This is a genomic window from Sphingopyxis italica, from assembly GCF_011926545.1.
GTDB classification, from domain to species: Bacteria; Pseudomonadota; Alphaproteobacteria; order Sphingomonadales; family Sphingomonadaceae; genus Sphingopyxis; species Sphingopyxis italica.
This window is the reverse complement of sequence record NZ_JAATIT010000002.1, coordinates 496,298-518,896: the sequence shown is the minus strand read 5'-3', so window position 1 is coordinate 518,896 and position 22,599 is coordinate 496,298. Positions and strand designations below refer to the sequence as shown.

General features: G+C 64.6%; 24 protein-coding genes. 16 read left to right on the top strand and 8 right to left on the bottom strand.

What is annotated here, in order from left to right; genetic code table 11:
* Position 1: 1 nt before the first annotated feature.
* Complete coding sequence (locus GGR90_RS10175) at positions 2-745, top strand: inositol monophosphatase family protein (protein ID WP_167921316.1); 744 nt, start codon at positions 2-4, stop codon at positions 743-745.
* A 235-nt stretch (positions 746-980) separates the two neighbouring features.
* Positions 981-2,120 (top strand): zinc-binding dehydrogenase, encoded by a 1,140-nt coding sequence (locus GGR90_RS10170; protein WP_167921315.1) that lies wholly within the window; start codon positions 981-983, stop codon positions 2,118-2,120.
* A gap of 200 nt (positions 2,121-2,320) precedes the next feature.
* Here the strand turns inward: GGR90_RS10170 and GGR90_RS10165 are convergent, their stop codons facing one another.
* Positions 2,321-3,040, bottom strand: a complete 720-nt coding sequence (locus GGR90_RS10165) for an SDR family oxidoreductase (RefSeq protein WP_167921314.1) — start codon at positions 3,038-3,040, stop codon at positions 2,321-2,323.
* Positions 3,041-3,108: 68 nt separating this feature from the next.
* On the opposite strand from GGR90_RS10165, the gene uvrC reads away from it, so the two are divergent.
* From uvrC to GGR90_RS10130, 7 genes are read left to right on the top strand one after another with little or no spacing between them, the layout of a single operon-like run.
* Entirely contained in the window at positions 3,109-5,043 is a 1,935-nt protein-coding gene (uvrC, locus tag GGR90_RS10160) for an excinuclease ABC subunit UvrC (protein ID WP_167921313.1), read from the top strand.
* Positions 5,044-5,053: 10 nt separating this feature from the next.
* Positions 5,054-5,446, top strand: a complete 393-nt coding sequence (locus tag GGR90_RS10155) for a PaaI family thioesterase (protein ID WP_167921312.1) — start codon at positions 5,054-5,056, stop codon at positions 5,444-5,446.
* Positions 5,434-6,186, top strand: coding sequence for a DNA repair protein RecO (gene recO, locus GGR90_RS10150; protein WP_167921311.1), 753 nt, complete (start codon positions 5,434-5,436; stop codon positions 6,184-6,186). Before GGR90_RS10155 ends, recO begins: the two co-directional genes overlap by 13 nt.
* A gap of 48 nt (positions 6,187-6,234) precedes the next feature.
* Entirely contained in the window at positions 6,235-7,281 is a 1,047-nt protein-coding gene (leuB, locus tag GGR90_RS10145) for a 3-isopropylmalate dehydrogenase (RefSeq protein WP_167921310.1), read from the top strand.
* Positions 7,282-7,285: 4 nt separating this feature from the next.
* On the top strand, positions 7,286-8,494 hold the full coding sequence (locus tag GGR90_RS10140; protein ID WP_167921309.1) for a trans-sulfuration enzyme family protein: 1,209 nt from the start codon (positions 7,286-7,288) through the stop codon (positions 8,492-8,494).
* A gap of 17 nt (positions 8,495-8,511) precedes the next feature.
* Positions 8,512-8,913, top strand: coding sequence for a Co2+/Mg2+ efflux protein ApaG (apaG, locus tag GGR90_RS10135; protein ID WP_167921546.1), 402 nt, complete (start codon positions 8,512-8,514; stop codon positions 8,911-8,913).
* A complete protein-coding gene (locus tag GGR90_RS10130) occupies positions 8,910-9,701 on the top strand; it encodes a LysR family transcriptional regulator (RefSeq protein ID WP_167921308.1) in 792 nt (263 codons plus the stop codon). The genes apaG and GGR90_RS10130 overlap by 4 nt, the downstream gene beginning before the upstream one ends.
* Here GGR90_RS10130 and GGR90_RS10125 read toward each other — a convergent pair whose 3' ends face one another.
* The 4 genes from GGR90_RS10125 to parE all read right to left on the bottom strand — a co-directional run bounded on the left by GGR90_RS10125 (position 9,702) and on the right by parE (position 14,200).
* A complete protein-coding gene (locus GGR90_RS10125) occupies positions 9,702-11,015 on the bottom strand; it encodes a serine hydrolase (RefSeq protein ID WP_167921307.1) in 1,314 nt (437 codons plus the stop codon).
* Positions 11,012-11,617 carry a hypothetical protein gene (locus GGR90_RS10120; protein ID WP_167921306.1) on the bottom strand — a complete coding sequence of 202 codons (606 nt, stop codon included), beginning with the start codon at positions 11,615-11,617 and terminating at the stop codon, positions 11,012-11,014. The genes GGR90_RS10125 and GGR90_RS10120 overlap by 4 nt, the downstream gene beginning before the upstream one ends.
* Positions 11,614-12,138: a sigma-70 family RNA polymerase sigma factor gene (locus tag GGR90_RS10115; protein WP_167921305.1), complete on the bottom strand. Its 525-nt coding sequence runs from the start codon at positions 12,136-12,138 to the stop codon at positions 11,614-11,616. Before GGR90_RS10115 ends, GGR90_RS10120 begins: the two co-directional genes overlap by 4 nt.
* Before the next feature lie 82 nt (positions 12,139-12,220).
* Positions 12,221-14,200, bottom strand: a complete 1,980-nt coding sequence (gene parE / locus GGR90_RS10110; RefSeq protein ID WP_167921304.1) for a DNA topoisomerase IV subunit B — start codon at positions 14,198-14,200, stop codon at positions 12,221-12,223.
* A 171-nt stretch (positions 14,201-14,371) separates the two neighbouring features.
* Here parE and GGR90_RS10105 point away from each other — a divergent pair, with 171 nt between their 5' ends.
* A complete protein-coding gene (locus GGR90_RS10105) occupies positions 14,372-15,208 on the top strand; it encodes an outer membrane protein (protein WP_167921303.1) in 837 nt (278 codons plus the stop codon).
* A 52-nt stretch (positions 15,209-15,260) separates the two neighbouring features.
* Here GGR90_RS10105 and GGR90_RS10100 read toward each other — a convergent pair whose 3' ends face one another.
* Together GGR90_RS10100 and GGR90_RS10095 are read right to left on the bottom strand one after the other, a co-directional pair.
* Entirely contained in the window at positions 15,261-15,659 is a 399-nt protein-coding gene (locus tag GGR90_RS10100) for a hotdog fold thioesterase (protein WP_167921302.1), read from the bottom strand.
* 9 nt (positions 15,660-15,668) lie between these two features.
* Positions 15,669-16,349 carry a GcrA family cell cycle regulator gene (locus tag GGR90_RS10095; RefSeq protein ID WP_167921301.1) on the bottom strand — a complete coding sequence of 227 codons (681 nt, stop codon included), beginning with the start codon at positions 16,347-16,349 and terminating at the stop codon, positions 15,669-15,671.
* A 119-nt stretch (positions 16,350-16,468) separates the two neighbouring features.
* Here GGR90_RS10095 and GGR90_RS10090 point away from each other — a divergent pair, with 119 nt between their 5' ends.
* Positions 16,469-17,341 (top strand): ABC transporter permease, encoded by an 873-nt coding sequence (locus GGR90_RS10090; RefSeq protein ID WP_167921300.1) that lies wholly within the window; start codon positions 16,469-16,471, stop codon positions 17,339-17,341.
* Between the two features lie 122 nt (positions 17,342-17,463).
* On the opposite strand, the gene hspQ is transcribed toward GGR90_RS10090, so the two are convergent.
* Positions 17,464-17,838, bottom strand: coding sequence for a heat shock protein HspQ (gene hspQ, locus GGR90_RS10085; RefSeq protein ID WP_167921299.1), 375 nt, complete (start codon positions 17,836-17,838; stop codon positions 17,464-17,466).
* 178 nt (positions 17,839-18,016) lie between these two features.
* On the opposite strand from hspQ, the gene GGR90_RS10080 reads away from it, so the two are divergent.
* The 5 genes from GGR90_RS10080 (at position 18,017) to GGR90_RS10060 (ending at position 22,554) form a co-directional block, all read left to right on the top strand.
* Positions 18,017-18,643, top strand: coding sequence for a Yip1 family protein (locus GGR90_RS10080; RefSeq protein WP_209023669.1), 627 nt, complete (start codon positions 18,017-18,019; stop codon positions 18,641-18,643).
* A gap of 217 nt (positions 18,644-18,860) precedes the next feature.
* Complete coding sequence (locus GGR90_RS10075; protein ID WP_167921298.1) at positions 18,861-20,111, top strand: tyrosine-type recombinase/integrase; 1,251 nt, start codon at positions 18,861-18,863, stop codon at positions 20,109-20,111.
* Between the two features lie 341 nt (positions 20,112-20,452).
* A complete protein-coding gene (locus GGR90_RS10070; RefSeq protein WP_167921297.1) occupies positions 20,453-21,535 on the top strand; it encodes a primase C-terminal domain-containing protein in 1,083 nt (360 codons plus the stop codon).
* A gap of 191 nt (positions 21,536-21,726) precedes the next feature.
* A complete protein-coding gene (locus GGR90_RS10065) occupies positions 21,727-21,975 on the top strand; it encodes a helix-turn-helix domain-containing protein (RefSeq protein ID WP_167921296.1) in 249 nt (82 codons plus the stop codon).
* 366 nt (positions 21,976-22,341) lie between these two features.
* Positions 22,342-22,554: a hypothetical protein gene (locus GGR90_RS10060; RefSeq protein WP_167921295.1), complete on the top strand. Its 213-nt coding sequence runs from the start codon at positions 22,342-22,344 to the stop codon at positions 22,552-22,554.
* The last annotated feature ends 45 nt before the right edge of the window (positions 22,555-22,599 follow it).

Genomic DNA, 22,599 nt, shown 5'->3' with positions numbered 1-22,599 from the left:
CGTGGAGGAAACGGACGAACAACTCGCCGGACAGCTCGCGAACGCCGCGGGCGCGATTTTGCTCGACCTGCGGGGGCGGGGCGACCTCGAAGGCAAGGCGCTGGGGCGGGCGGGCGACGAGGCCGCCAACGCGATGCTCTGCCGCGAGTTGCGCGCTGCGCGGCCCAGCGATGGGCTGCTCTCCGAAGAGGAAAAGGATAATCGCGCACGCTGCGGGCAGAGCCGCGTGTGGATTGTCGACCCGCTGGATGGCACGCGCGAATATGGTGAGGGTCGCGACGACTGGGCGGTGCATGTTGCGCTCGCGGTCGATGGCCTCGCGGCGGTCGGCGCGGTCGCGTTGCCGGGCTTGGGCGTCACGCTGACTTCTGGTTCGCCGGTCGCGCTTCAACCGGCGAACCAGCCGCTCCGCATGCTCGTCAGCCGCACGCGCCCCGCCGCCGAAGCGGTTTTCGTGGCCGAACGGCTCGGCGCCGAGCTGGTGGCGATGGGCTCGGCGGGCGCCAAGGCGATGGCCGTCGTGCGCGGCGAGGCCGATATCTACCTCCACACCGGCGGCCAATATGAATGGGACAATTGCGCGCCCGTCGCCGTGGCGCAAGCGGCGGGCCTGCACGTCAGCCGCGTTGACGGTTCGCCGCTCCGTTACAATAATCCCGATACCTATCTGCCCGATCTGTTGATCTGCCGCGCTGAACTCGCCGGCGAGGTGCTACGGCTCGCGGCGCAATATTCGCCCGGCTAAAACGCAACTCTCCATTTCCATTCGTGTCGAGCCCTTCGACTGCCTTGGCAGGCGCTCAGGATAAACTTCGACCTGCGGTCGAAGTCGAGACACCCAACAGAAGCGCGTGCCTGCGAGGCATCTCGACTTCGCTCGATGCGAACGGAGAGGAAAGTCGACAAGGACCCATTGTCACAGGGCACCGCCTCGCCTAATCCGTTGCATCGAGAAACCGAAAAGCGACCGGAGACGCGCGATGACCGACCTGCCTGAAACCAACCTCACCATGCTGACGCTTGTGAAGCCCGAAGGGCAGCTCGAAGTGTCGCTCGAACCCCGCCCGATGCCGGTGCCGAAGCCGCACGAGGTGCTGGTGAAGGTGCTCGCCGCGCCGATCAATCCGTCGGACCTCGGCCTGCTGTTCGGCGGCGCGGACGTGTCGACCGCGCGCGCCTCGACCAAGGATGGCCAGCCGCTGATCACCGCCGACGTCCCGCCCGCGGGCATGCGCGCGATGGGGGGGCGCATCGGCGACGCGCTCGCGATCGGCAACGAAGGCTGCGGAACCGTCGTCGCGGCAGGGGACTCGCCCGAAGCGCAGGCGCTGCTCGGCAAGACCGTCGCGCTGCTCGGCGGCGAGATGTATGCCGAATATCGCTGCCTGCCGGTGCAGATGGTGATGGCGCTGCCCGATGGCACCGATGCGGCCGACGGTGCGTCCTGTTTCGTCAATCCGCTGACCAGCCTCGCCTTCACCGAGACGATGCGGATGGAGAATCACAGCGCGATCGTCCACACTGCGGCGGCGTCGAACCTCGGCCAGATGCTCGTCAAGATTTGCGCGAAGGACGGCATTCCGCTCGTCAACATCGTGCGCAGCGACGCGCAGGTCGAAATCCTGAAGGGCATCGGGGCGAAATATATCGTCAACAGCGGTGCCGACGATTTTATGGATCGGCTGGTCGATGCGATCGCTGAGACGGGCGCAACGATCGGCTTCGACGCGACCGGCGGCGGCAAGCTCGCCGGACAGATCCTGACCGCGATGGAGGCGGCGGCGGTGCGGAAAACGACGACATATAGCCGCTATGGTTCGGATACGTTCAAGCAGGTCTATATCTATGGCGCGCTCGACCTGTCACCGACGACCTTCTCGGCGCGCAGCTTTGGCCTGACCTGGGCGCTCGGCGGCTTCCTGCTGACCCCCTTCATGGCGAAGGCCGGCGCGGACGTCGTGGGACGGATGCGGAAGCGCGTCGTCGACGAGCTGACGACGACGTTCAAGAGCCATTACAGCCATGAGGTCTCGTTGGCCGATGCGCTGGATGTTGATACGGCGCAGGCGTACAACGCGAAGCGCACGGGCGAGAAATATCTGATCAAGCCGCACGGCTGAGGGTGAAAGGTCGGGCTGCGGCCGGTAGCTGCTATTCCCTTACTTCGTCATTCCCGCGAAAGCGGGAACCCAGTAGCGACGGTTGCTCGCTGGGTTCCCGCTTTCGCGGGAATGACGAGGGTTGAGAGTGGCAACGTCCGCTCCCCACCCCAAAACGGACGTCGGCGGCGTCGAGCACCGTTACGTCGAAACGCCCCCCCTCAAAACCCGATCATGATCCGCCGCGCGAGCGCGGGCGAAATGCTGTGCATCAGCTGCAACAGCTTCACCATCCCGGCGTTCACCTCGCGTTTGCCAGTCCGGATGCCGCGGACGATTTCGGCGGCGCAGTCGTGCGCGTTCATTTTCTTGCCCGCGCGGCCCGCGGTCATGTTGGTTTCGACCACCGGCGGCAGCGCCTCGATCACCCGGACATTGCTGTCCTTCAGCGCATGGCGGATCGCCTGCGTATAGCTGCGCAATCCCGCCTTGGTCGCGCAATAGACCGAACCGCCCGCGCGCGGGGCGATCGCAAGGCCCGAGGTGACGTTGACGATCGCGGCTTCGGGCTGGGCCTGAAGCACCGGGAGCAGCCGGGTGCAAAGCGCGATCGGCGCGTCGAGGTTGGTGCGGATGCAATGCGCCGCATTGTCGAGCGTTTCGGGCCGGTCCAGCTCATATTCGCTGCCGACGCCCGCATTGTTGACGAGCAGCGCGAGTGGCTTGTCCGCCACGCCATCGACGACGGCATCGACGCCCGAGGGTGTCGAGAGATCACCCGCGATCGTGCCGAAACCGAGCGCCGCCATCGCCCGCAATTTCTCCGCCGAGCGGCCGGTGACGATCACCTCGGCGCCCGCACCCTGCAGTTGCAGCGCGATCTCGCGCCCGATCCCGTCGCTGCCGCCGGTGACCAGCGCGAGCTTTCCACGAAGTTCCATACGACCCCTCCCATGTTTTACCTCCCGCACTATGGCGGCTCGCAGCGCCATCGCCTACATGCAAAATCATGGCCCGCCCGAACGCTCCCGACCGATTCAACGAAGAAAAAGCGACCTATGTGATCCGCGGCGGCGACGGGGAGGGCGACCAGCCCGACCTCGAACGCGGCGCCGAGGCGATCCGCAGCGTGGTGCGCAAATTGCCGACGCGCCCCGGCGTCTACCGGATGCTCGATGCGCGCGGCGACGTGCTCTATGTGGGGAAGGCGCGCGCGCTCAAGAACCGCGTCACCAACTACACGCAGGTCGCGCGCCTGCCGCAGCGGCTCCAGCGCATGGTGTCGCAGACGCGCGCGATGGAGATCGTCACGACGGTGAGCGAAGCCGAGGCGCTGCTGCTCGAAGCCCAGCTGATCAAGCGTTATCGCCCGCCGTACAATGTGCTGCTGCGCGACGACAAAAGCTTCCCCTTCATCCTGCTGCGCGCAGACCATGATTTCCCGCGCGTGCAAAAGCATCGCGGCGCGCGGCGCGCGAAGGGGCGCTATTATGGCCCGTTCGCGAGTGCCGGATCGGTGAACCAGACGCTCAATGCGTTGCAGAAGACCTTCCTCCTGCGCAGCTGCACCGACAGCTTCTTCGCGAACCGCTCGCGGCCGTGCCTGCTCTACCAGATCAAGCGGTGCAGCGCGCCGTGCGTCGATCGCATCTCGAAGGAGGATTATGCCGGGCTGGTGAGTGACGCGCAGGATTTCCTCGAAGGCCGCTCGACGGCGGTGCAGAAACGGCTGGGCGATGCGATGACGCGCGCCGCCGAAGCGATGGATTTTGAGCAGGCGGCGGTGATCCGCGACCGGCTGAAGTCGCTGACCTTCATCCAGGGTAGCCAGTCGGTCCACGCGGAGGGGCTGGGCGATGCCGACGTGTTCGCGCTCGCCGCGAAGGGCGGGCAGCTGTGCATCGCGGGCTTCTTCATCCGCGGCGGCCAGAATTGGGGGCATCGTAGTTTCTTTCCGGCGCATGTTTCGGGGGTGCCCGAGAACGAGGTGATGGCGAGCTTCCTGATGCAATTCTACGAAGGCGTGCCGCCGCCGAAGACAATTCTCGTCGACCGCGAGCCCGACGAATGCGCGCTGCTGGCCGAAGCGCTGGGCGAGAGCGCGAACCGTAAGGTCGAGATCAGCGTGCCGCAGCGCGGCAACCGCCGCCGGCTGCTCGAACAGGCGGTGCGCAATGCCGGCGAGGAACTCGACCGCCGCCTCGCCGAAAGCAGCAGCCAGGCGAAGCTCGGGCGCGAGCTTGCCGAGCTGTTCGATCTCGAAAATCCGCCGCAGCGCATCGAGATTTACGACAACAGCCATATCCAGGGGACGAACGCGCTCGGCGCGATGGTCGTCGCGGGTCCCGAGGGCTGGATCAAGGGCGCCTATCGCAAGTTCAACATCAAGCGGCCCGAAACGCAGCCCGGCGACGATTTCGCGATGATGCGCGAGGTGTTTCAGCGCCGCTTTGCGCGCGCGATCGAGGAGGATCCCGAACGCACCAAGGGCGAATGGCCCAACCTGGTGCTGATCGACGGCGGCAAGGGACAGGTGTCGGCGGCGGGCGCGGTGCTCGCCGAGCTGGGGATCGACGACCTGACTTATGTGGGGGTCGCCAAGGGGCCGGATCGCAACGCCGGGCGTGAGACTTTCTATCACCCCGACGGGCGAGAGTTCACGCTGCCGCCGAACAATGCCGTGCTTTTCTATATCCAGCGGCTGCGCGACGAGGCGCACCGCTTCGCGATCGGCGCGCACCGGCAGAAACGCGCCAAGGCAATGGGCAGCTCGCCGCTCGACGAGGTGCCGGGCATCGGCCCGGCGCGCAAGAAGGCGCTGCTGATGCACTTCGGCACCGCGCGCGCCGTGCGCGGTGCGAGCCTGGAGGATTTGCGGAAAGCGCCGGGTGTGAGCGCCGGGGTCGCGCAGGCGGTGCATGATTTCTATCATTCGGGACGGTGAGGGGAATATTATGGATTTTGCAGCCGCCATGCCGCTTGCTGGAACGCTGGGTGTCACGATCGAAGAAGGCAGCAAGGAACGCATTGCGGGCAAGCTGCCCGTTCGGCCCGAGATCTGCACCGCGGGCGGGATTGTCCATGGTGGGGCGATCATGGCATTCGCCGATTGCCTCGGCGCCGTGGGCGCATTCCTGACATTGCCCGAGGGCGCGAGCGGCACGACGACGATCGAGAGCAAGACCAACTTTCTCGGCGCTGGCCCAGTGGGTTCGGTGCTGGTCGGCGAGGCGACCCCGGTGAAGATCGGCAAGCGGCTGTCGGTGTGGCAGACGCGCATCCGCACCGAAGACGGCGCCGACGTCGCACTGGTGACGCAGACGCAGATGGTGCTTTGGCCAGCCTGACGACATCGGCCATCGTCTGCGCGGTGCGCGCGCATGGCGAGCATGGCGCGATCCTGCGCGCGCTGACGGCGGAGGCCGGACTGGTCGCGGGTTATGTGCGCGGCGGGCGCTCGCGGCGGGTGCGGCCGATCCTGATACCGGGCAATCTGGTGGCGCTCGAACTGCGCGCGCGGACCGAGGAGCAATTGGGCGGCGCGACGGTCGAGCTGTTGGAGAGCCGCGCGCCGCTGCTCGCCGAGCCGCTGGCGGCGGCGGCGATCGACTGGGCGACGAGCCTCACCGCGGCGACGCTGCCCGAAAATCAGCCCTATCCGGCGCTTTATTCGGCGCTGTCGGCCGTGCTGGACGCGATCGGCGTCGCATCGTCGGCGCGCCAATGGGCGCTTGCGCTGGGACGTTACGAACTGCTTCTGCTCGCCGAACTGGGTTACGGGCTGGACCTCAGCGAATGCGTCGTGACGGGATCGACCGGCGACATCGCTTTCGTGAGTCCCAAATCGGGCGGCGCGGTCAGCGCGGCGGCCGCGGCCGGGTATGAAACACGGCTTCTTCGCCTTCCGCCGTTCATGCGGCACGACGATCCGGACGAAGCCGCCCCGGATTCGACGATGGCCGACATACTCGACTTCCTCGCGATCACCGGCCACTTCCTCGCCCGCGATGTCTTCGACGGGCGCAACCGCGACTTGCTGGTCGTAAGGGAAAGATTGGTCTCCCGGCTGGGCAGGGCGGTTGCGTGACGCGGCGCCGCTGTCTAAGCGGCTGGCGAGACACGAAAGGGCGACGCATTGAAAATCCTGCTGCTGGCTGGCGATGGTATCGGTCCGGAGATCATGGTGGAGGCCGAAAAGGTCCTCGCCGCGCTCGCATTGCCGGTGACGCTCGACCGCGCGCTCGTCGGCGGCACGGCTTATGAAGCGACCGGTCATCCGCTGCCGCCCGAGACGCTCGCGAAGGCGAAGGCCGCCGATGCCATCCTCTTCGGCGCGGTCGGCGATCCGCGTTTCGACAATGTCGAACGCCATCTGCGCCCCGAACAGGCGATCCTCGGCCTGCGCGCCGAACTCGGGCTGTTCGCCAATCTGCGCCCCGCAAAGCTGTTCGCCGGGCTGGAAGGCAGCTCGGCGCTGCGTCCCGAAGTGGCGTCGGCGATCGACTTGCTGATCGTCCGCGAGCTCAACGGCGACGTCTATTTCGGCGAGAAGGGCACGCGCACAACGGCGAGCGGCGAGCGCGAAGGCTATGACATCATGTCGTACAGCGAGAGCGAAGTGCGGCGCATCGCACATGTCGCCTTCCGCGCGGCGCAGGGACGGGCGAAGCGGCTGTGTTCGGTCGACAAGGCGAATGTCCTCGAAACCTCGCAGCTGTGGCGCGACGTGGTGATCGAGGTCGCCGCCGACTATCCCGACGTGGCGCTGACCCATATGTATGTCGACAATGCCGCGATGCAGCTGGTGCGCAACCCGGGGCAGTTCGACGTCGTCGTCACCGGCAATCTGTTCGGTGACATTTTGTCCGATCAGGCGTCGATGTGCGTCGGATCGATCGGACTGCTCGCGTCGGCGTCACTGAGCGAAGGCAAGCAGGGGCTTTACGAGCCCATCCACGGCAGCGCGCCCGACATCGCGGGTCGGGGCGTAGCCAATCCGCTGGCGATGATCCTGTCGCTCGCGATGCTGCTGCGCCATTCGGGCCACGACGAGGCGAGCGCGGCGCGGATCGAGGCGGCGGTGGCAAAGGTGTTGGCCGACGGTTGCCGCGGTGCGGATCTGGGGGGCAATATGGGAACGGCGGCATTGGGCGATGCGGTTGTTTCGGCTTTGAACGGATAAGATGATGAAAAAGACGACGGGTTTCGATCGTAGCAAGACAAAGAGCTGGCATCCCGCGACGCAGGCGGTGCGCGGCGGCACCTGGCGCAGCGAGCATGGCGAGACGTCGGAAGCCCTCTTCCTGACCTCGGGATACACCTACGAAAGCGCCGAGGAAGTCGCGGGGCGTTTCTCAGGCGACGAACAGGGCATGACCTATTCGCGCCTGCAAAACCCGACGGTCGCGATGCTCGAGGAGCGGATCGCGCTGATGGAAGGCGCCGAGGCGTGCCGCGTTCAGGCGACCGGCATGGCGGCGATGACGACCGCGCTGCTGTGCCAATTGTCGGCGGGCGACCATATCGTCGCGGCAAAGGCCGCCTTTGGCTCGTGCCGCTGGCTCGTCGATCATCTCTGTCCGCGTTTCGGGATCGAAGCCACCGTCGTTGATGGCCGCGATAATGACGCGTGGGAAAAGGCGATCAAGCCGAACACCAAGGTCTTCTTCTTCGAAACCCCGGCCAATCCGACGATGGATATCGTCGACATGAAGCATGTCTGTGGGCTGGCCAAGGCGCACGGCATCACCAGCGTCGTCGACAATGCCTTTGCGACCGCGGTTCTCCAGCGTCCGATGGATTTCGGCGCCGACGTCGTCGCTTATTCGGCGACCAAGCTGATGGAAGGACAGGGGCGCGTGCTCGCGGGCGCCGTTTGCGGGACCGGGAAATTCATCAATGACGTGCTGCTGCCGTTCCAGCGCAACACCGGGCCCAACCTGTCGCCGTTCAACGCATGGGTGGTGCTGAAGGGACTCGAAACGCTCGACCTGCGCGCGCGGCGCCAATCGGAAAATGCGCTCGCGGTCGGGAAAGCGATCGAGAGCCGCGTCGCGCGCATGTTGCATCCGGGGCTGCCCAGCCACCCTCAGCATGAGCTGGCGAAGAGCCAGATGGAGGATTGCGGTCCGATCTTCGCCTTCGAATTGGCGGGCGGCAGCGAACAGGCTATGGCGTTCCTCAACGCGCTCGAACTGATCGACATCAGCAACAATATTGGTGATTCGCGCAGCCTGTGCTGTCATCCATGGACGACGACCCATTATGGCGTCAGCCCCGAAGTCCGGCTCGACATGGGCGTCAGCGAAGGGTTGCTCCGTATCAATATCGGACTCGAAGACCCGCGCGACGTGATCGCCGACCTCGACCAGGCATTGACCAAAGTCGGGCTTTAAGCGAATTTGTCATGGAAATGATCGACTCCTTCTTCCCCTTTGCGGCGACCACCGGGTCGATCACCGTGCGCGTCGCGGTCAGCTATCTGCCCGAACAGTCGCACCCGGCGCTCGGCCGCTGGTTCTGGGCCTATCATGTCCGTGTCGAGAATCATGGGGACGACACCGTGCAACTCATCAGCCGCCATTGGCGGATCAGCGACGGGCGCGGCCAGACCAGCGAAGTCGAAGGCGAGGGCGTCGTCGGCGAACAGCCGCTGATCATGCCCGGCGGCGCCTATGATTATGTATCGGGCTGCCCGTTGCCGACTCCGGAAGGCTCGATGGTCGGCAGCTATGCGATGGAGCTGGGCGACGGATCGCAAATGCTCGTCGCCATCCCGCATTTCCCGCTTCAGGCGCCCGCGACCGCGTTATGAAGCGCACGCACCTGCCCCTCAACGCGCTCCGCGTCTTCGACGCCGCTGCCCGGCATCTCAGTTTCACGCGCGCCGCCGACGAACTGGCGGTGACGCCCGCGGCGGTGGGGCAGCAGATCCGCGCGCTCGAGGATATGCTCGGCGTCGTGCTGTTCCGCCGGACACCGAAGGGGCTGGAGTTGACGGGCGAGGCCAACGCCGGGCTCGACGCGTTGCGTCAGGGCTTCCTGCAGTTCGAGGAATCGGTGCGCGCGATGCAGGCGGGCCAATCGTCGCAGTCGCTGACGATCGCGGCGCCGCGCGACCTGACAGCGAAATGGCTCGCGCCGCGGCTCGCGCGCTACAGCCAGCAAGCGCCCGACGTGCGCTTCACGCTCGTGTCGGCCGACAGCGGGATCGATTTTACCGAGGCGAACCTCGACCTCGCGATCTTCTGGACCGACGGCGCCGGCGAGCATGAGGGTGTGGCGCTCGCCGAGGCGCTGATGGTGACCGTCGCGGGGCCCGGGAGCGAAAGCGAAACGCGCATCGCATGGCCCGGCTGCCCCGTCGAGGAAGGCGAGCCGGCGTTGCGGCTCGGCGACGCCGGGCTGGCGATCGACGCCGCGGCGAACGGGCTGGGGCAGGCGAATGTCCCCGCGATGCTGGCCGAAGCGGATATCGCCGCGGGCCGAGTGCGGCTGGTTCGCGAGGCTTTTGCCGTCAAGCGGGGCTATTGGCTCGTCGCCCCCACCCCGCAGTGGCGGCAGGCGAAGGTCAAGGCGCTGGTCGCGGCGCTGACGGCCTGATCATTTCGCCGCGAGAGCGAGCAGTCTGGTGATCAGGCTGGCCATGGTTTCGGTCGGCACCGCCGCGTCGGGATTGTTCCAGCTCGCGGTCACGACGAACCATTTGCCATCCGATTTGCGCTGCCCGAGCAGGCTCATCGCTACGACGCCAAGCTCGGACCCGCCCTTGTAGCCGAGATAGGACCAGGGCGTTGCCGGGCCGCCGCCGACGCCATTATTGATCGCCATCGCCGACATGGCCGTGTCCGACCCGCGCGTCCGCAGGTCGATCATCGCGCGGGCGATGTCATTCGGACTGGCGAACCACTCAAGACTGTCGATGAAGCGCGGGCCGCCCGAAAAACTGACCCCGTCGACATTCGACAGGATCAGCCGGTCGGCTTTGGCGTCGATCAGTGCCCGCTGAGCTTGATCGTCGCCCGCGATGAAGGCGGCGCGCTCGGCCGCGAAATTGTCGCCCTTGAGCGCGAAAGCTTCGACCGTGGTCAGGAGGGGGATGTTGCGCGACACGGCGCTGTGGCCGGCGGCGCGCATTCGCGCCTCGATGTTTTTGCGGCCGAGCAGATGGATCAGCGTGTCGGTCGCGCTGTTGTCGCTGACCGAGATCATCCAATTGGCAAGGCTCTGCACAGTGACGGGCGTATCTTTCGGCCAGTTTGCCGTGCCGGCGGAGGAAAAGCTCTGATGCGACAGCGGCACGACGTCCGACCATCGCCGCTTGCCCGTGGCAACCTGCGCGGCCAGTTCGTCGAGGATATAGAGTTTGACGATCGAGCCGATGGCGAATTGCTCATCGGCATGGGCAGCCGCATACGGCTTGACCGTGCCGCCGTCGAGTTCGGCGACGAGGAAGCCGGTGCGGCCGGGCAGCGCGGCGATTTCGGCTGCTACCTTGTCGAAACTATCGTCGGCCATCTCGAAATTGGCGATGCGCAGGCCGGTAACACGCGCATCCGTCCCGGGACCGACCTCCAGCGCGACGGTCGCGACGCCCTTTTCGAAGCGAAGCAGCACTGTCCCGGCACGGCCGTTGGCGGACGTCACTTTGTCGACTGAAAGCGGCTGGCCATATTGCGCGATCAGGCTGGCGGTGATCGCCTTGAATTGCGCTTCGGGTATGGCGGTCTGGAAGCTCGGGTCGAAATAGTCGGCAAAGGGGATCCGCGCGGTGAGCAGGTCGACGAGCTCCGCCGCGCGGCGATCGAAGGCGGTGTCGGCCGCGGCCGCGATTTCGGGCGACTGGACCGCGTAGGCGGTGGAGGCCGGCAGCGTCATGGCGGCAGTGCAGAGGGCGGCGAGCAGGGTTTTGGTCATTGGCTATCTCCTTGGAGGGTGCCGGCACGGTCGATCCGGGCGATCCGGGCGCGAAGCATGGCCGCGGCGCGGCGGTTGAGTATCCATATGCTGCCGAACACCAGCAGTTGGAACGCGACCACAAGCAGGAACACGAGCGAGCCGCCCATTCCGCTCGCTTTCGCCTGTCCGAGCAGGAACAGGAGCAGGCCGGGAACAAAGGGCGCGAGATACCAGCGGCCGACGCGCGCGAGCATATGTTCCTCGCGCACCAGCCGGGCCCGGTAATAGCCGCTTATATCCTGCGCCTCTGCGTCGGGATCGGCGCGGGAGGTGCGGCGGGCAAGCTGCCACGCGACGACGAGCGCACCGGCGATGATCAGCAGGCTGCCTAGCTTGACCAGCGGTTCGGCGAAGATCGCGGCGTAGAAGGCGAACACGGCGACGACCAGCGCCGTGGCCACATATTCGCGCCGGTTGCGCCGACGGATGGCGTCGCCGAAACGCCCCGCCTGGCGCTTGATCTCGTCGAGCGGGAGCGGCGCGAGGATGGGCTCGCTGCCCTGCCACAGGGCATGGAGGCCCCCGTCGTCGGAAAAACTGTCGTCGGAAAAATCGGTCATCGGATGTCTCCGGCACCGCCGAAGCGGCGCGTCAGCATGGATTTGAAACGGTGGATCTTGGCCGCCACGGCGTCGGGCGAGACGCCGGTAACCGCGCCGATTTCCGCCCCCGCCACCCCTTCGAGATAGAGGAGCAATATCTGCCGGTCGGGCGGGTCGAGCCGGTCGATGATCGACAGGATCAGCGCCATCGCGCGGTCGCTGTCGGCGCGTTCGAACGGCGTGGCGTTGGCATCGGCGATTTCGACCTCCTCGATCGATGCCCAGCCGCGCTGCGCGTGGCGCTTGTTTGCGAGCATGTGCGATGTCGCGCGATTGTGCGCGACGCGCCACACCCAGGTGCTGAGCGAGCAGCGACCGTCGAAGGCGGCGAAACTCTGCCACAGCGCGACCTGCAATTCCTGTTCGAGATCGCGCCGCAGGTCCGCATCGGCCTCATAGCCGCGTGCGAGACGGGCGAGCGCACCGCCGAAGCGGTCGATCGCTTCCGTAAAAAGCCGATCATGATCCCCGTCGGCCACGCCGGACTCCCATTTTTCGTGTCGCATGCCCTTTTAGTCGGCGGGGCGGCGACTTTCTGACGGGGACGCGAAAATTTTTTCGTCAGGCGTCGATCGCCGCCTCGTCGAGCGTCGCGGCATTGGCCTGGATGAACTGAAAGCGGTGCTCGGGATGCTTGCCCATCAGCCGGTCGACCAGATCCTTGACCTGATGCCGTTCTTCATATTCCTGCGGCAGCGTGACGCGCAGCATCGAGCGCGTCGCCGGGTCCATCGTCGTTTCCTTCAATTGATTGGGGTTCATTTCGCCCAAACCCTTAAAACGCCCGACCTCGACCTTCTTGCCCTTGAACAGCGTCGCTTCGAGCTCGGCGCGGTGCGCGTCGTCGCGCGCATAGGCCGATGTGCTGCCTGCCGTCAGCCGATAGAGCGGCGGCTGCGCGAGATAGACATGCCCCTCGCGCACGATGTCGGGCATTTCCTGAAAGAAGAAGGTCATCAGCAGCGTCGCGATATGCGCGCCGTCGACGTCGGCGTCCGTCATGATCACGATCTTGTCGTAACGCAGCCGATCGGCGTCGCAATCCTTACGCATTCCGCAGCCGAGCGCGAGCGCGAGATCGGCGATCTCCTGATTGGCGCGAATCTTGTCGGCACTGGCGCTCGCGACATTCAAGATCTTTCCGCGGATCGGCAGGATCGCCTGCGTCTTGCGGTCGCGTGCTTGCTTGGCGCTGCCCCCCGCGCTGTCGCCTTCGACGATAAATAATTCCGTGCCTTCGGGGCCGTTGTTCGCACAGTCCGTCAGCTTGCCGGGCAGGCGGAGCTTGCGACCGCTGGTTGCGGTCTTGCGCTTGACCTCACGCTCGGCCTTGCGCTTGAGGCGCTCATCCATGCGGTCGAGGACGAGGCCGAGCAGCGCGCGGCCGCGGTCCATATTGTCCGACAGGAAATGGTCGAAATGGTCGCGCACGGCATTTTCGGTGAGGCGCGCGGCTTCGGGGCTCGAGAGGCGATCCTTGGTCTGACTCTGGAACTGCGGATCGCGGATAAAGACCGACAGCATCATCTCGCCGCCGTTGAACACGTCTTCGGCGGTGATCTGCGCCGCCTTTTTCTGTCCGATCAACTCGCCAAACGCGCGCAAGCCCTTGGTCAGCGCGGCGCGCAGCCCGGCTTCGTGCGTGCCGCCCGCTGGCGTGGGGATGGTGTTGCAATACCAGCTATACGATCCGTCGGACCAGAGCGGCCAGGCGATCGCCCATTCGGCGCGGCCCTGTTCGCCAGGGAATTCCTGACGCCCGACGAAGGGTTCGGCGGTCGCGCATTCGCGCGTGCCAATCTGTTCTTTGAGGTGATCGGCAAGGCCGCCGGGAAACTGGAACACCGCCTCGGCGGGTGTGTCGTCGCCGATCAGTTCGGGCGCGCATTTCCAGCGGATTTCGACGCCCGCGAACAGATAGGCCTTCGAACGCGCCATGCGATAGAGGCGCTGCGGCTTGAAGCGGCCATGCTCACCAAAGATTTCGGGATCGGGAACGAACGACACGCTCGTGCCTCGACGATTGGGGGTCGGGCCCAGTTCCTCAAGCCCGCCGAGCGGGGCGCCGCGTGAAAAACGCTGGCGATAGAGTAGCTTGTTCCGCGCGACCTCGATCACCGTGTCGACCGACAAGGCGTTGACGACGCTGACCCCGACGCCGTGGAGGCCGCCCGACGTCGCATAGGCCTTGCCCTCGAACTTCCCGCCCGAATGGAGCATCGTCATGATGACCTCGAGCGCCGACTTGCCCGGGAATTTCGGATGCGGATCGACCGGCATGCCGCGGCCGTTGTCGACGACGGTCAGCCGGTTGCCGGCATCGAGCATGACCTCGATGCGCGTCGCGTGGCCCGCGACGGCCTCGTCCATGCTGTTGTCGATGACCTCCGCGGCGAGATGGTGGAGCGCGCGCTCGTCGGTTCCACCGATGTACATGCCGGGGCGGCGGCGAACGGGTTCGAGCCCTTCCAGCACCTCGATCTGCGAAGCGTTGTAGCTTTCGGTGGCGGGGTTCGCGGCGTCGAACAAATCGTGACTCATAGGATGGCTATAAGGGGCCGGGAAGGGCGCTGGCAAGCGCGGTTTTGGGCCGCGCGCACGCATCTTGCGACGGGCTCGGTTCATCGCATTTCGACGAACGCAAGGAACTTTGGCGGGCGCCGCCGGGTTGGACCGGCGACTGCAAGGTCATCAAAAAGTGGAGTAATAACAATGAAATTCGCAGCTCTCCTCGCCGTTTCGGCGGCTTCCCTGTTCGCCGTTCCGGCCATCGCGCAAGACAATCGCGACGCGTCGCAGGACTTCGACGGACCCTATATCTCGATTGGCGGCGGCGCATCGCTGCAAGGAAGCGACCGCGGTGAATCCCTGATTTTCGACACCGATCAGGATGGCACCTATGGCGACCAGGTGACGACCGTGGGCGACACCGATGCCTTCGGCCCCGGCTTCTGTAACGGTGCCGCGACGGGAACCGCCAATGTCGGTTGCCGCAACGACAAGGACGGACCCGAATTTTTCGGGCGCCTCGGCTATGACAAGCGCATGGGCAATTTCGTGCTCGGCGCGGTGATCGAGGGCGGCCACAGCGTCGCGCGCGACAGCGTCAGCGGCTTTTCGACGACGCCCGCGAGCTACACGATCAGCCGTGAAGCCGACTATCAGGCGAATGCTCGCCTGCGCGCCGGCTATACACCGGGCGGCGGCGCGCTCTTCTATGTCACGGGCGGCGGCGCCTATGCGCGGCTCGACAACAAGTTCACGACGACGAACGCCGCGAACAGCTTTGACGACAATGGCAAGACCAATGCCTGGGGCTATACCGTCGGCGGCGGCGCCGAGGTGATGGTCACCAACAATATCGGGCTCGGGCTCGAATATCTGTACACCGACGTCAAGGACAAGGATTATGTCGTGAACGTCGGCGCCGGCACCGCGGATCCGGCGACCAACCCGTTCCTGCTGAACGGCGGCGGGACCGATATTCGCCGCAGCGACCCGAATTTCCAGACGCACAGCGTGCGCGGGACGTTGAGCTACCGCTTCTGACCTCTTGGGAGCGGAAAGGGAGGCGCCGGGTCAACGATCCGGCGCCTTTCACTTATCCGGCGTTTGGCGCCGGAAAGATCGCGAAATTGCCGTTCGCGCTCGCGACAAGACGGTCGTGCTGGAACAGGCGCGCGTCGATATTCGCGACACGTTTGCCCTTGTGGAGCACGCTTGCCTCACAAATCAGCCGGCCTTCGCGCACGCCGACATGATAGTTGAACTTGATCTCCAGCGTCGCGCACCAGAAACCATCGTCGAGCGTGCTGAACAGCGCGCCGCCCATCGCGGTATCGGCGAGCGAATAGGCGACGCCGCCGTGCGCGACGCCCTGCGGATTGAAATGACGCGCGGCCTCGATATCGATCGCCATCGTGCAGCGCCCGTCAGCGCGCTCGACCATTTGCAGACCGAGCGCGCGGGCGAATTCGAAATCCTGCCCGAAGGGCCTCACCGGATGCTCTTAACGAACTCGGGGACCACCGAAGGGCGGCGGCGGGGGCGGGCGGCGCGTACCGCGCGGCAGCTGCGCCTGATAGGCGCGTCCGCAATGCTCCACGCAATAGGGGAAGCCGGGGTTCACGGCCTCACCGCAGAAATGGAAGTCGGGCTCGCCCGGATGCCCCATCGGCCAGCGGCAGATGCGGTCGTTGAGGTCGAGTAAGGTCGTCTTGTCTGCGATCTCGGGGCTCGGCTTCGCGGGCACCAGCCGGCGCGGCGGCGCGGGCGGGATCGGCGCCTGCTGGTCGCCGGGACCCTGGCGGATAAAGCCGCCGGGGCCGATCGAAACGATACGCGGCGCGTCCGGCTTCGGCGCGGCTTGGACGCCGCCTTCGTCTGATGCCTGGACGGGCGGCTTGGGTTCAGGCCTTGGCGCCGCTGTCACGGGACGCGGCGCTACCGGGGCTGCGGGTCGCGGAGCGACGGCGGGAGACGCGGGCTTGGGCGCCGCGGCCTTGACCGGCTTTGCCACCTTGTCGGTCGCCTTGACGGGTGAGGGGCGCGACTTCAGGCCGAGGCGGTGCGCCTTGCCGATCACCGCATTGCGGCTGACCCCGCCGAGTTCGTCGGCGATTTGGCTGGCGGTCAAGCCCTTTTCCCACATGTTGCGCAGCTGTTCGATGCGCTCGTCAGTCCATGACATCTAAATGTTCCTTATCATTCCACGCCGCGGGCCATATCGTCCGCATTGCGATCCTTTCGGATCGAAGTCACGACGGCCCAGCTTGCGGTAAGATCGGGGAGGCGATAGGCGAGAACGCCATGAACGACCAGCCCCAAATTTCGAACGCCGACTCAGCGAATATCCGCGCGGTTCCGGCTTTCGCCGAACCCGGCGTCCCGCACATCCACACGCTGAACGTGCCGGGTATGCAGGCGCTATATGTCAAGGAGGTGCGGCGCTTTTTCAAGGTCCAGCTGCAAACAATCTGGGCCCCGGCGATTACCACGCTCCTGTTCCTCGTCATTTTCACCGTCGCGCTCGGCGGCGCGGGGCGCACGGTCATCGGCGTGCCCTTCGCCGATTTCATCGCGCCCGGCCTGATCATGATGGCGATGCTGCAGAACAGCTTCGCCAATTCGAGCTTCTCGCTCCTCGTCGGCAAGATCCAGGGGACGATCGTCGATTATCTGATGCCGCCGCTCGCGGTCGGGGAGCTGATCATCGCGCTGGTCGGCGCCGCGGTCACGCGCGCGGTCCTCGTCGGTCTCGCGCTCTGGCTCGCAATGCTGCTGTGGCCGGGCGTCCATGTCGGCACCGATCATCTTTGGGCGGTCGCCATTTTCGGCATTCTCGGCGCGATGATGCTCGGCTTCCTCGGTCTCATTACGTCGGTCTGGGCCGAAAAATTCGACCATGCCGCCGCGGTGACCAATTTCGTCGTCACCCCGCTCGCGCTGCTGTCGGGCACTTTCTACTCGGTCGACAAGCTGGCGCCCTGGTTCCAGACAATCGCGCATGGCAATCCCGTCTATTACGCGATCATGGGCTTTCGCTACGGCTTCATCGGCACGGTCGATTCAACGATTGCCAATCCGGTGCTGACGGCGGCGCTGGTGCTGGTCGCGGTCAATATCCTGCTCGGCGTCATCACCTATCGCCTGCTGGCATCGGGCTGGAAGCTGAAGGCCTGACGTTCGTCCCCACTAAGCGAGACCGCCTTCCTTCTATCCGTCATCCCGGCCCCTTCGACTGCCTTGTAGACGCTCAGGACAGGCTTCGCCGGGATGACGATTCAAGTGAGAATTATCATGCCCTAATGGCGATGGATCGCGCGGACGCGGTAGCGGCCGTGGTCGAGCCCGTCGAACATCGCCTCGATCTGCGGGTGGTCGATCGGCCCGCCGTCGCCGTCGGCGACCAGATTCTGCTGGCTGACATAGGCGATATAGGATGAGTCGCCGTTTTCGGCGAGCAGGTGATAATAGGGTTGCTCCTTGGCGGGGCGGATTTCCTCCGGAATCGCCTCATACCATTCGTCGCTGTTGGCAAAGACCGGGTCGATGTCGAACACGACGCCACGAAAATCGAACATGCGATGGCGCACGATGTCGCCCGGCGCAAAGCGCGCGCGGCCGATCAGCGGGGCAGTAACGGTTGCGGGAAGTTCGGAGGAAGACTCGAATGTCATATGATCAATCTATGGCTGTTTACGCCCGTTTCAAGTCCGTTACATTTGCAACGGCCGCGGATCGCCGAATCGGCTGTGATCAGCGTTACAGATGCACTGGCCATATGAGCTAATTGCTCCCTTGGCTTGTGCGTTTTCCCATTCGGGTCGCGGGCCGTATCTTCAGGGGAGTAGCATCATGGCTGACGTACCACCCAATATCTCCGGCCCGGCTTCGGGCATCGTCCAGCGCGCGAAGGATATTTTGCTGAAGCCGAAGGAAACATGGCCGGTCATCGCGGCTGAGCCCGCGACGACGCAGTCGATCTATGCTCCTTACGTGGTGGTGCTCGCCGCGATCGGCCCGATCGCACAGTTCATCGGCGGGCAGGTCTTCGGCTTCACCGCCTTTGGCGTCACCTATCATCCGCCGATTGGCACCGCGCTCGGTTCCGCCGTCTTGTCCTATGGCCTGACGCTCGCGACCGTCTTCATCCTCGCGCTCGTCATCGACGGGCTGGCGCCCAATTTCGGCGGACAGAAGGATCAGGTGCAGGCGCTGAAGGTGGCGGCCTATTCGGGAACCGCGGGCTGGGTCGGCGCGATTTTCGGGCTGGTTCCCGCGCTCGGATTGATCGGCGCGCTGTTCGGCCTCTATGGGCTCTATCTTCTCTATCTGGGGTTGCCAGTGCTGATGAAGGCCCCCGAAGACAAGGCGCTCGGTTATACCGCCGTCGTCGTCATCGTCGCGATCGTGTTGTTCCTGATCGTCGGCGCGGTCGTCGCGTCGCTGACGGCGCCATCGCTGCTCAGCATCAGGGGCTAGGCATTCCAGCCGTCCCGGCGTGAGGCCGGGGCGGCTGTTCGCCTGGGTCGAAAACAGGGAAAAATGGAGGAGAGTGAGGGAACCTAACTGTTCTTTCGCTCGGTTTCGCCGTCGCCCGATGAAACCCGCTCTTGCAAAGGATTCTGCTCGCACTATCCTTCGCTGACATTCGCGGCGCTTCGCTCGCTGCCGCGTAAAAGTGTGGGAACGAATGGCGATGGCTCTGACCGTCAAACAGATAACCAGCCCGAACCTAAAGCCGGGGCGCTACGCGGACGGTGGGGGGCTGTATCTAGTCGTGAAGCCGACCGGCGCGCGCTCTTGGGTGTTGCGGGTTCAGTATGAAGGCGAGCGGCGCGATTACGGGCTGGGCGCGCTGGAAACTGCCGCCCTGTCCGAGCGCGGCAGCATGGGTGACGATATCGCCCTTGAGAAAAAGGCGCGGTTGACGCTGGCAGAGGCGCGCGAGCTTTCCACGCGGTATCGGAATGTCGCTAAGGCCGGTGGCGATCCCGTTGCCGAGCGGCGGAAGGACCGCAATCCGCCGCCGACGTTCAAGGAAGCCGCTATCGCTACCCATGCCGCGCAATCGCACGGCTGGGCCAAGCGCACGGCTGATGCTTTCCTGAATAGCCTTGAGGCGCACGCCTATCCGCTGCTTGGCAGTCGTCGGGTCGATACTATCGAGGCTGCCGACATTGCGGCTGCGCTCGCGCCGATCTGGCTCACTAAACCGGATATGGCGAAAAAGACCCGCCAGCGGATCGCCGCGGTTCTCGACTATTCCCATGCGAAGAAATGGCGAGCGACGGAAGCACCTCGCGCCTCTGTGCGCGCATTGACCGGCAAGACCAAGAAGGGCGGGAACTTCGCCGCCATGCCTTTTGCTGACGTGCCAGCCTTCTACCGCAAGCTCGGGGAGGAAAACGAAACGGTCGGTCGCCTCGCGCTCATGTTCCTGATCGCTACCGGGGCGCGCTCGATAGAGGTCCGTGAAGCGCGCTGGGGTCATATTGATCTTGAGCGATCGGACTGGAACCGGCCCGCCGATCTGATGCGAAAGACTGGCGAAGCCCACACGGTCACTCTGAACGCTGCGGCCCTCGCTGTCTTGCAACGCGCAACGGCGCTGTCGGATTCGAGCAAGCCCGACGCGCTGATATTCCCGAACCGGAAAAAGACCGAGCTGTCGGATATGACGATAAGCAAGGTAATGCGCGATGCGAAACTGCCTTTCGTCCCTCACGGGTTCCGATCCTCGCTGCGCGACTTTGCGGCCGAACGTCACCCGGAGATACCGGATGCGGTGGCAGAGGCTGCGCTGGCGCACGTCGTTCCTGATGCCGTGGTGCGAGCTTACAAGCGCACCCAATTCCTTCTGATGCGCCGCACCCTCCTAGACCATTGGTCGGGTTTCCTGATGGGCGAAACATCGAACGTCGTTCAGCTTGCCGAGAGGCGGGCGTGAGCAGGCGGCGCGGCTAGGCTGATCCCCGAACGCCGGTTCCGCACCGGCTGCCGCGTCGTCATCTTCAACTGCGGATCGCCAGCGGAGGCGACGATGAGTAACGATGAGGAATGGCTACGGGCTGACCGGCTGGCACAGCTTCTTTACGACTGCGGAAAAGACTACAACTCGGGCAAAGAGCAATTGTGGAACGGCCTGAGGGCTTGCGAACACTCTGGGGCCGCGCGAGCGCCGATTCCTCCATGATATTGCCACCGTCCGCAATCCGTCCGCGCTTCAACAGCAATGGCTCGACCGGATCGCAAGTCGCGTCGAAGCCAATGCCGCGAAGGGGATGCGTCATGCGGCATGAACGTATCAACCAACCCGACCCACCCAGCTATCGAGACGGCGAAGGGGCTGGCTTTCGCCAGCATAGCGAAGCATCGAAAGACGGTGCCAGGGCGGCGAACCCAAAGCGCCCGACCAAGTGCGATCTCTATTTCGCGCTCGTCGAACCTCGCGGCGTGGCGGGCATGGGCCTTCGCGGTGCTGGCGAGTTGCGCCGCAAGTTCTCCGGCGCTGCGGGTCTAGGCCTATGGTGTGGCCCTCGAAACAAGATCACCGTCTTTGACTATGACGAACCCGACGAACGCGGATTCAGGGACGCCATGGACGAGTTTGGGCCTTCGCCGTTCATCGTCCGCAGCGCGTCGGGCAAGTTTCATGCCTACTATGCCCATAATGGCGAAAAGAGGATGGTTCGGCCTGATCCGTCGCGCAAGTTCGACATTCTCGGTGGGGGCTTGGTAATCGCCGCGCCAAGTCACGGCGGCGTCGGCTCCTATGAGATAATCCAAGGCAGTCTTGCCGATCTCGGATCGTTGCCGAAAATGCGGCTGCCGAAGTTTGGTCCCGACGCTGAACCTGCGGCGGAAGCTGCGATGCCAGACAATTCGCCAATCAGGGCTATGAAGGATGGCGACGGTCGGAACAGGGCCTTGTTCAAGCGATCGATCGCCGCTGGTCACAGCGCGACATCATTGGAGGACTTGATGCAAATGGTGGCCCGGATCAATTCACAGTTTGCCGAGCCTATGAGCGCCGAAGAGGTTAGCCGGGTGGCCTCGTCGATCTGGGGCTACAAGAGCGAGGGCCGATTGTTCCGCGTCGGTGGAGAGGCGAACGCCGTCATCACGCGCAGCGAGGCTGACCACCTGCTAGACCAGCCGACCGCGCTTGCGCTGCTGATCCAGCTTCGCATGGCCCATAGCAACCGCAACGGAAAGCCCTTCACCTTGGCGCGTGAGGCCGCCAGCCTGATCGGGGTGAGCCTCCCGACCTATCGTGCGGCCCGCGACGTGCTGGTTGATCGCTACTTCATCGAGATAATCCATCCGGGCGGGAAGGGGAAAAATGACCCCCCGATGGCCCGCCTTCTCTGATCTGCCAAAGGGGAAAGATTCTTGCCCCAATATAATACTACACCCCTTCTCCCCTCTGCCCCCCTTCCTATGGGACCGACACAAGCAAAAATCATCGTGGGCGATTTTCGGCATTTCGACGGGTGCAGAATCTGCGGGGGTCGTGACGGTCACGTGACGCCAATTGATAATGGGATTTAATGGAGACCAGCATGACGGAAGGCGAAGATACAGGGGATGCGAAGTTCGGTCGCGATCTGGCGGCGCTGCGGTTCCGGCAATTGCGAATGAGCCAGGTGCGGTTCGCCGAGCGCTACGGGCTGACGAAGGATGTTGTCCGCAATGCCGAGCAGAAACGATACTCGCCGCATCACGCCATGCTGGTGCTGGTGGCGGCAATCGAGCTTGACCCGTCCCTGATTGCGAGGGCTGCTCAACTGGCGCGCGAACGCTGGTGGTAGACCTAACTGTTTTTACAGGCGGAAACAGCGGAGACGATACGCGAGGCACGTAATTTCTTCATGCCAGAAAAAGGGGCGAATTGTGCGACGCCGAAAGGTGCATAATTTTTTCAGGCAGTCATGCCGGAATTTTGCGAGGCAGTCATAGGCCCCGAATTTTGTCAGGCACCCTTAGGGCGGGAAAAAGCGGGCAGGGGAATTGTTGGACGCAATCACGCGCGCGGGGTTTTTGCAGCAATACGCGCGCGCGAGGGAATAACGAGACCGATACGCGCGCGCGTGCGAGAAGAGAATCTAAGGGCCACCGGGTTCTCCAGATACTTGAAAACAATCAACGGAAAATCATAGGCGGACAGGAGAGAGACGATGAGGCTGGTTACGTTCAATGATCCCTTTGGCGATCCGGTAATCGTGAACATCGACCTCATTCGCACCATGGATGGCGACACGGACAACAGCGGGCCGCTTACCGATATCTTCTTCGACGCGGATCACAAGCAAACCGTCCGCGGCTCGCTCAGCGAGACGTCTGAGGCTATCATGACGGCGGCGGGAAAACAGAGACTGGCGGGCGGGTAGTCTCAAGCTCCCGCCCCAAGGCCGTGGCGTCTCGTTCGTCCGGCC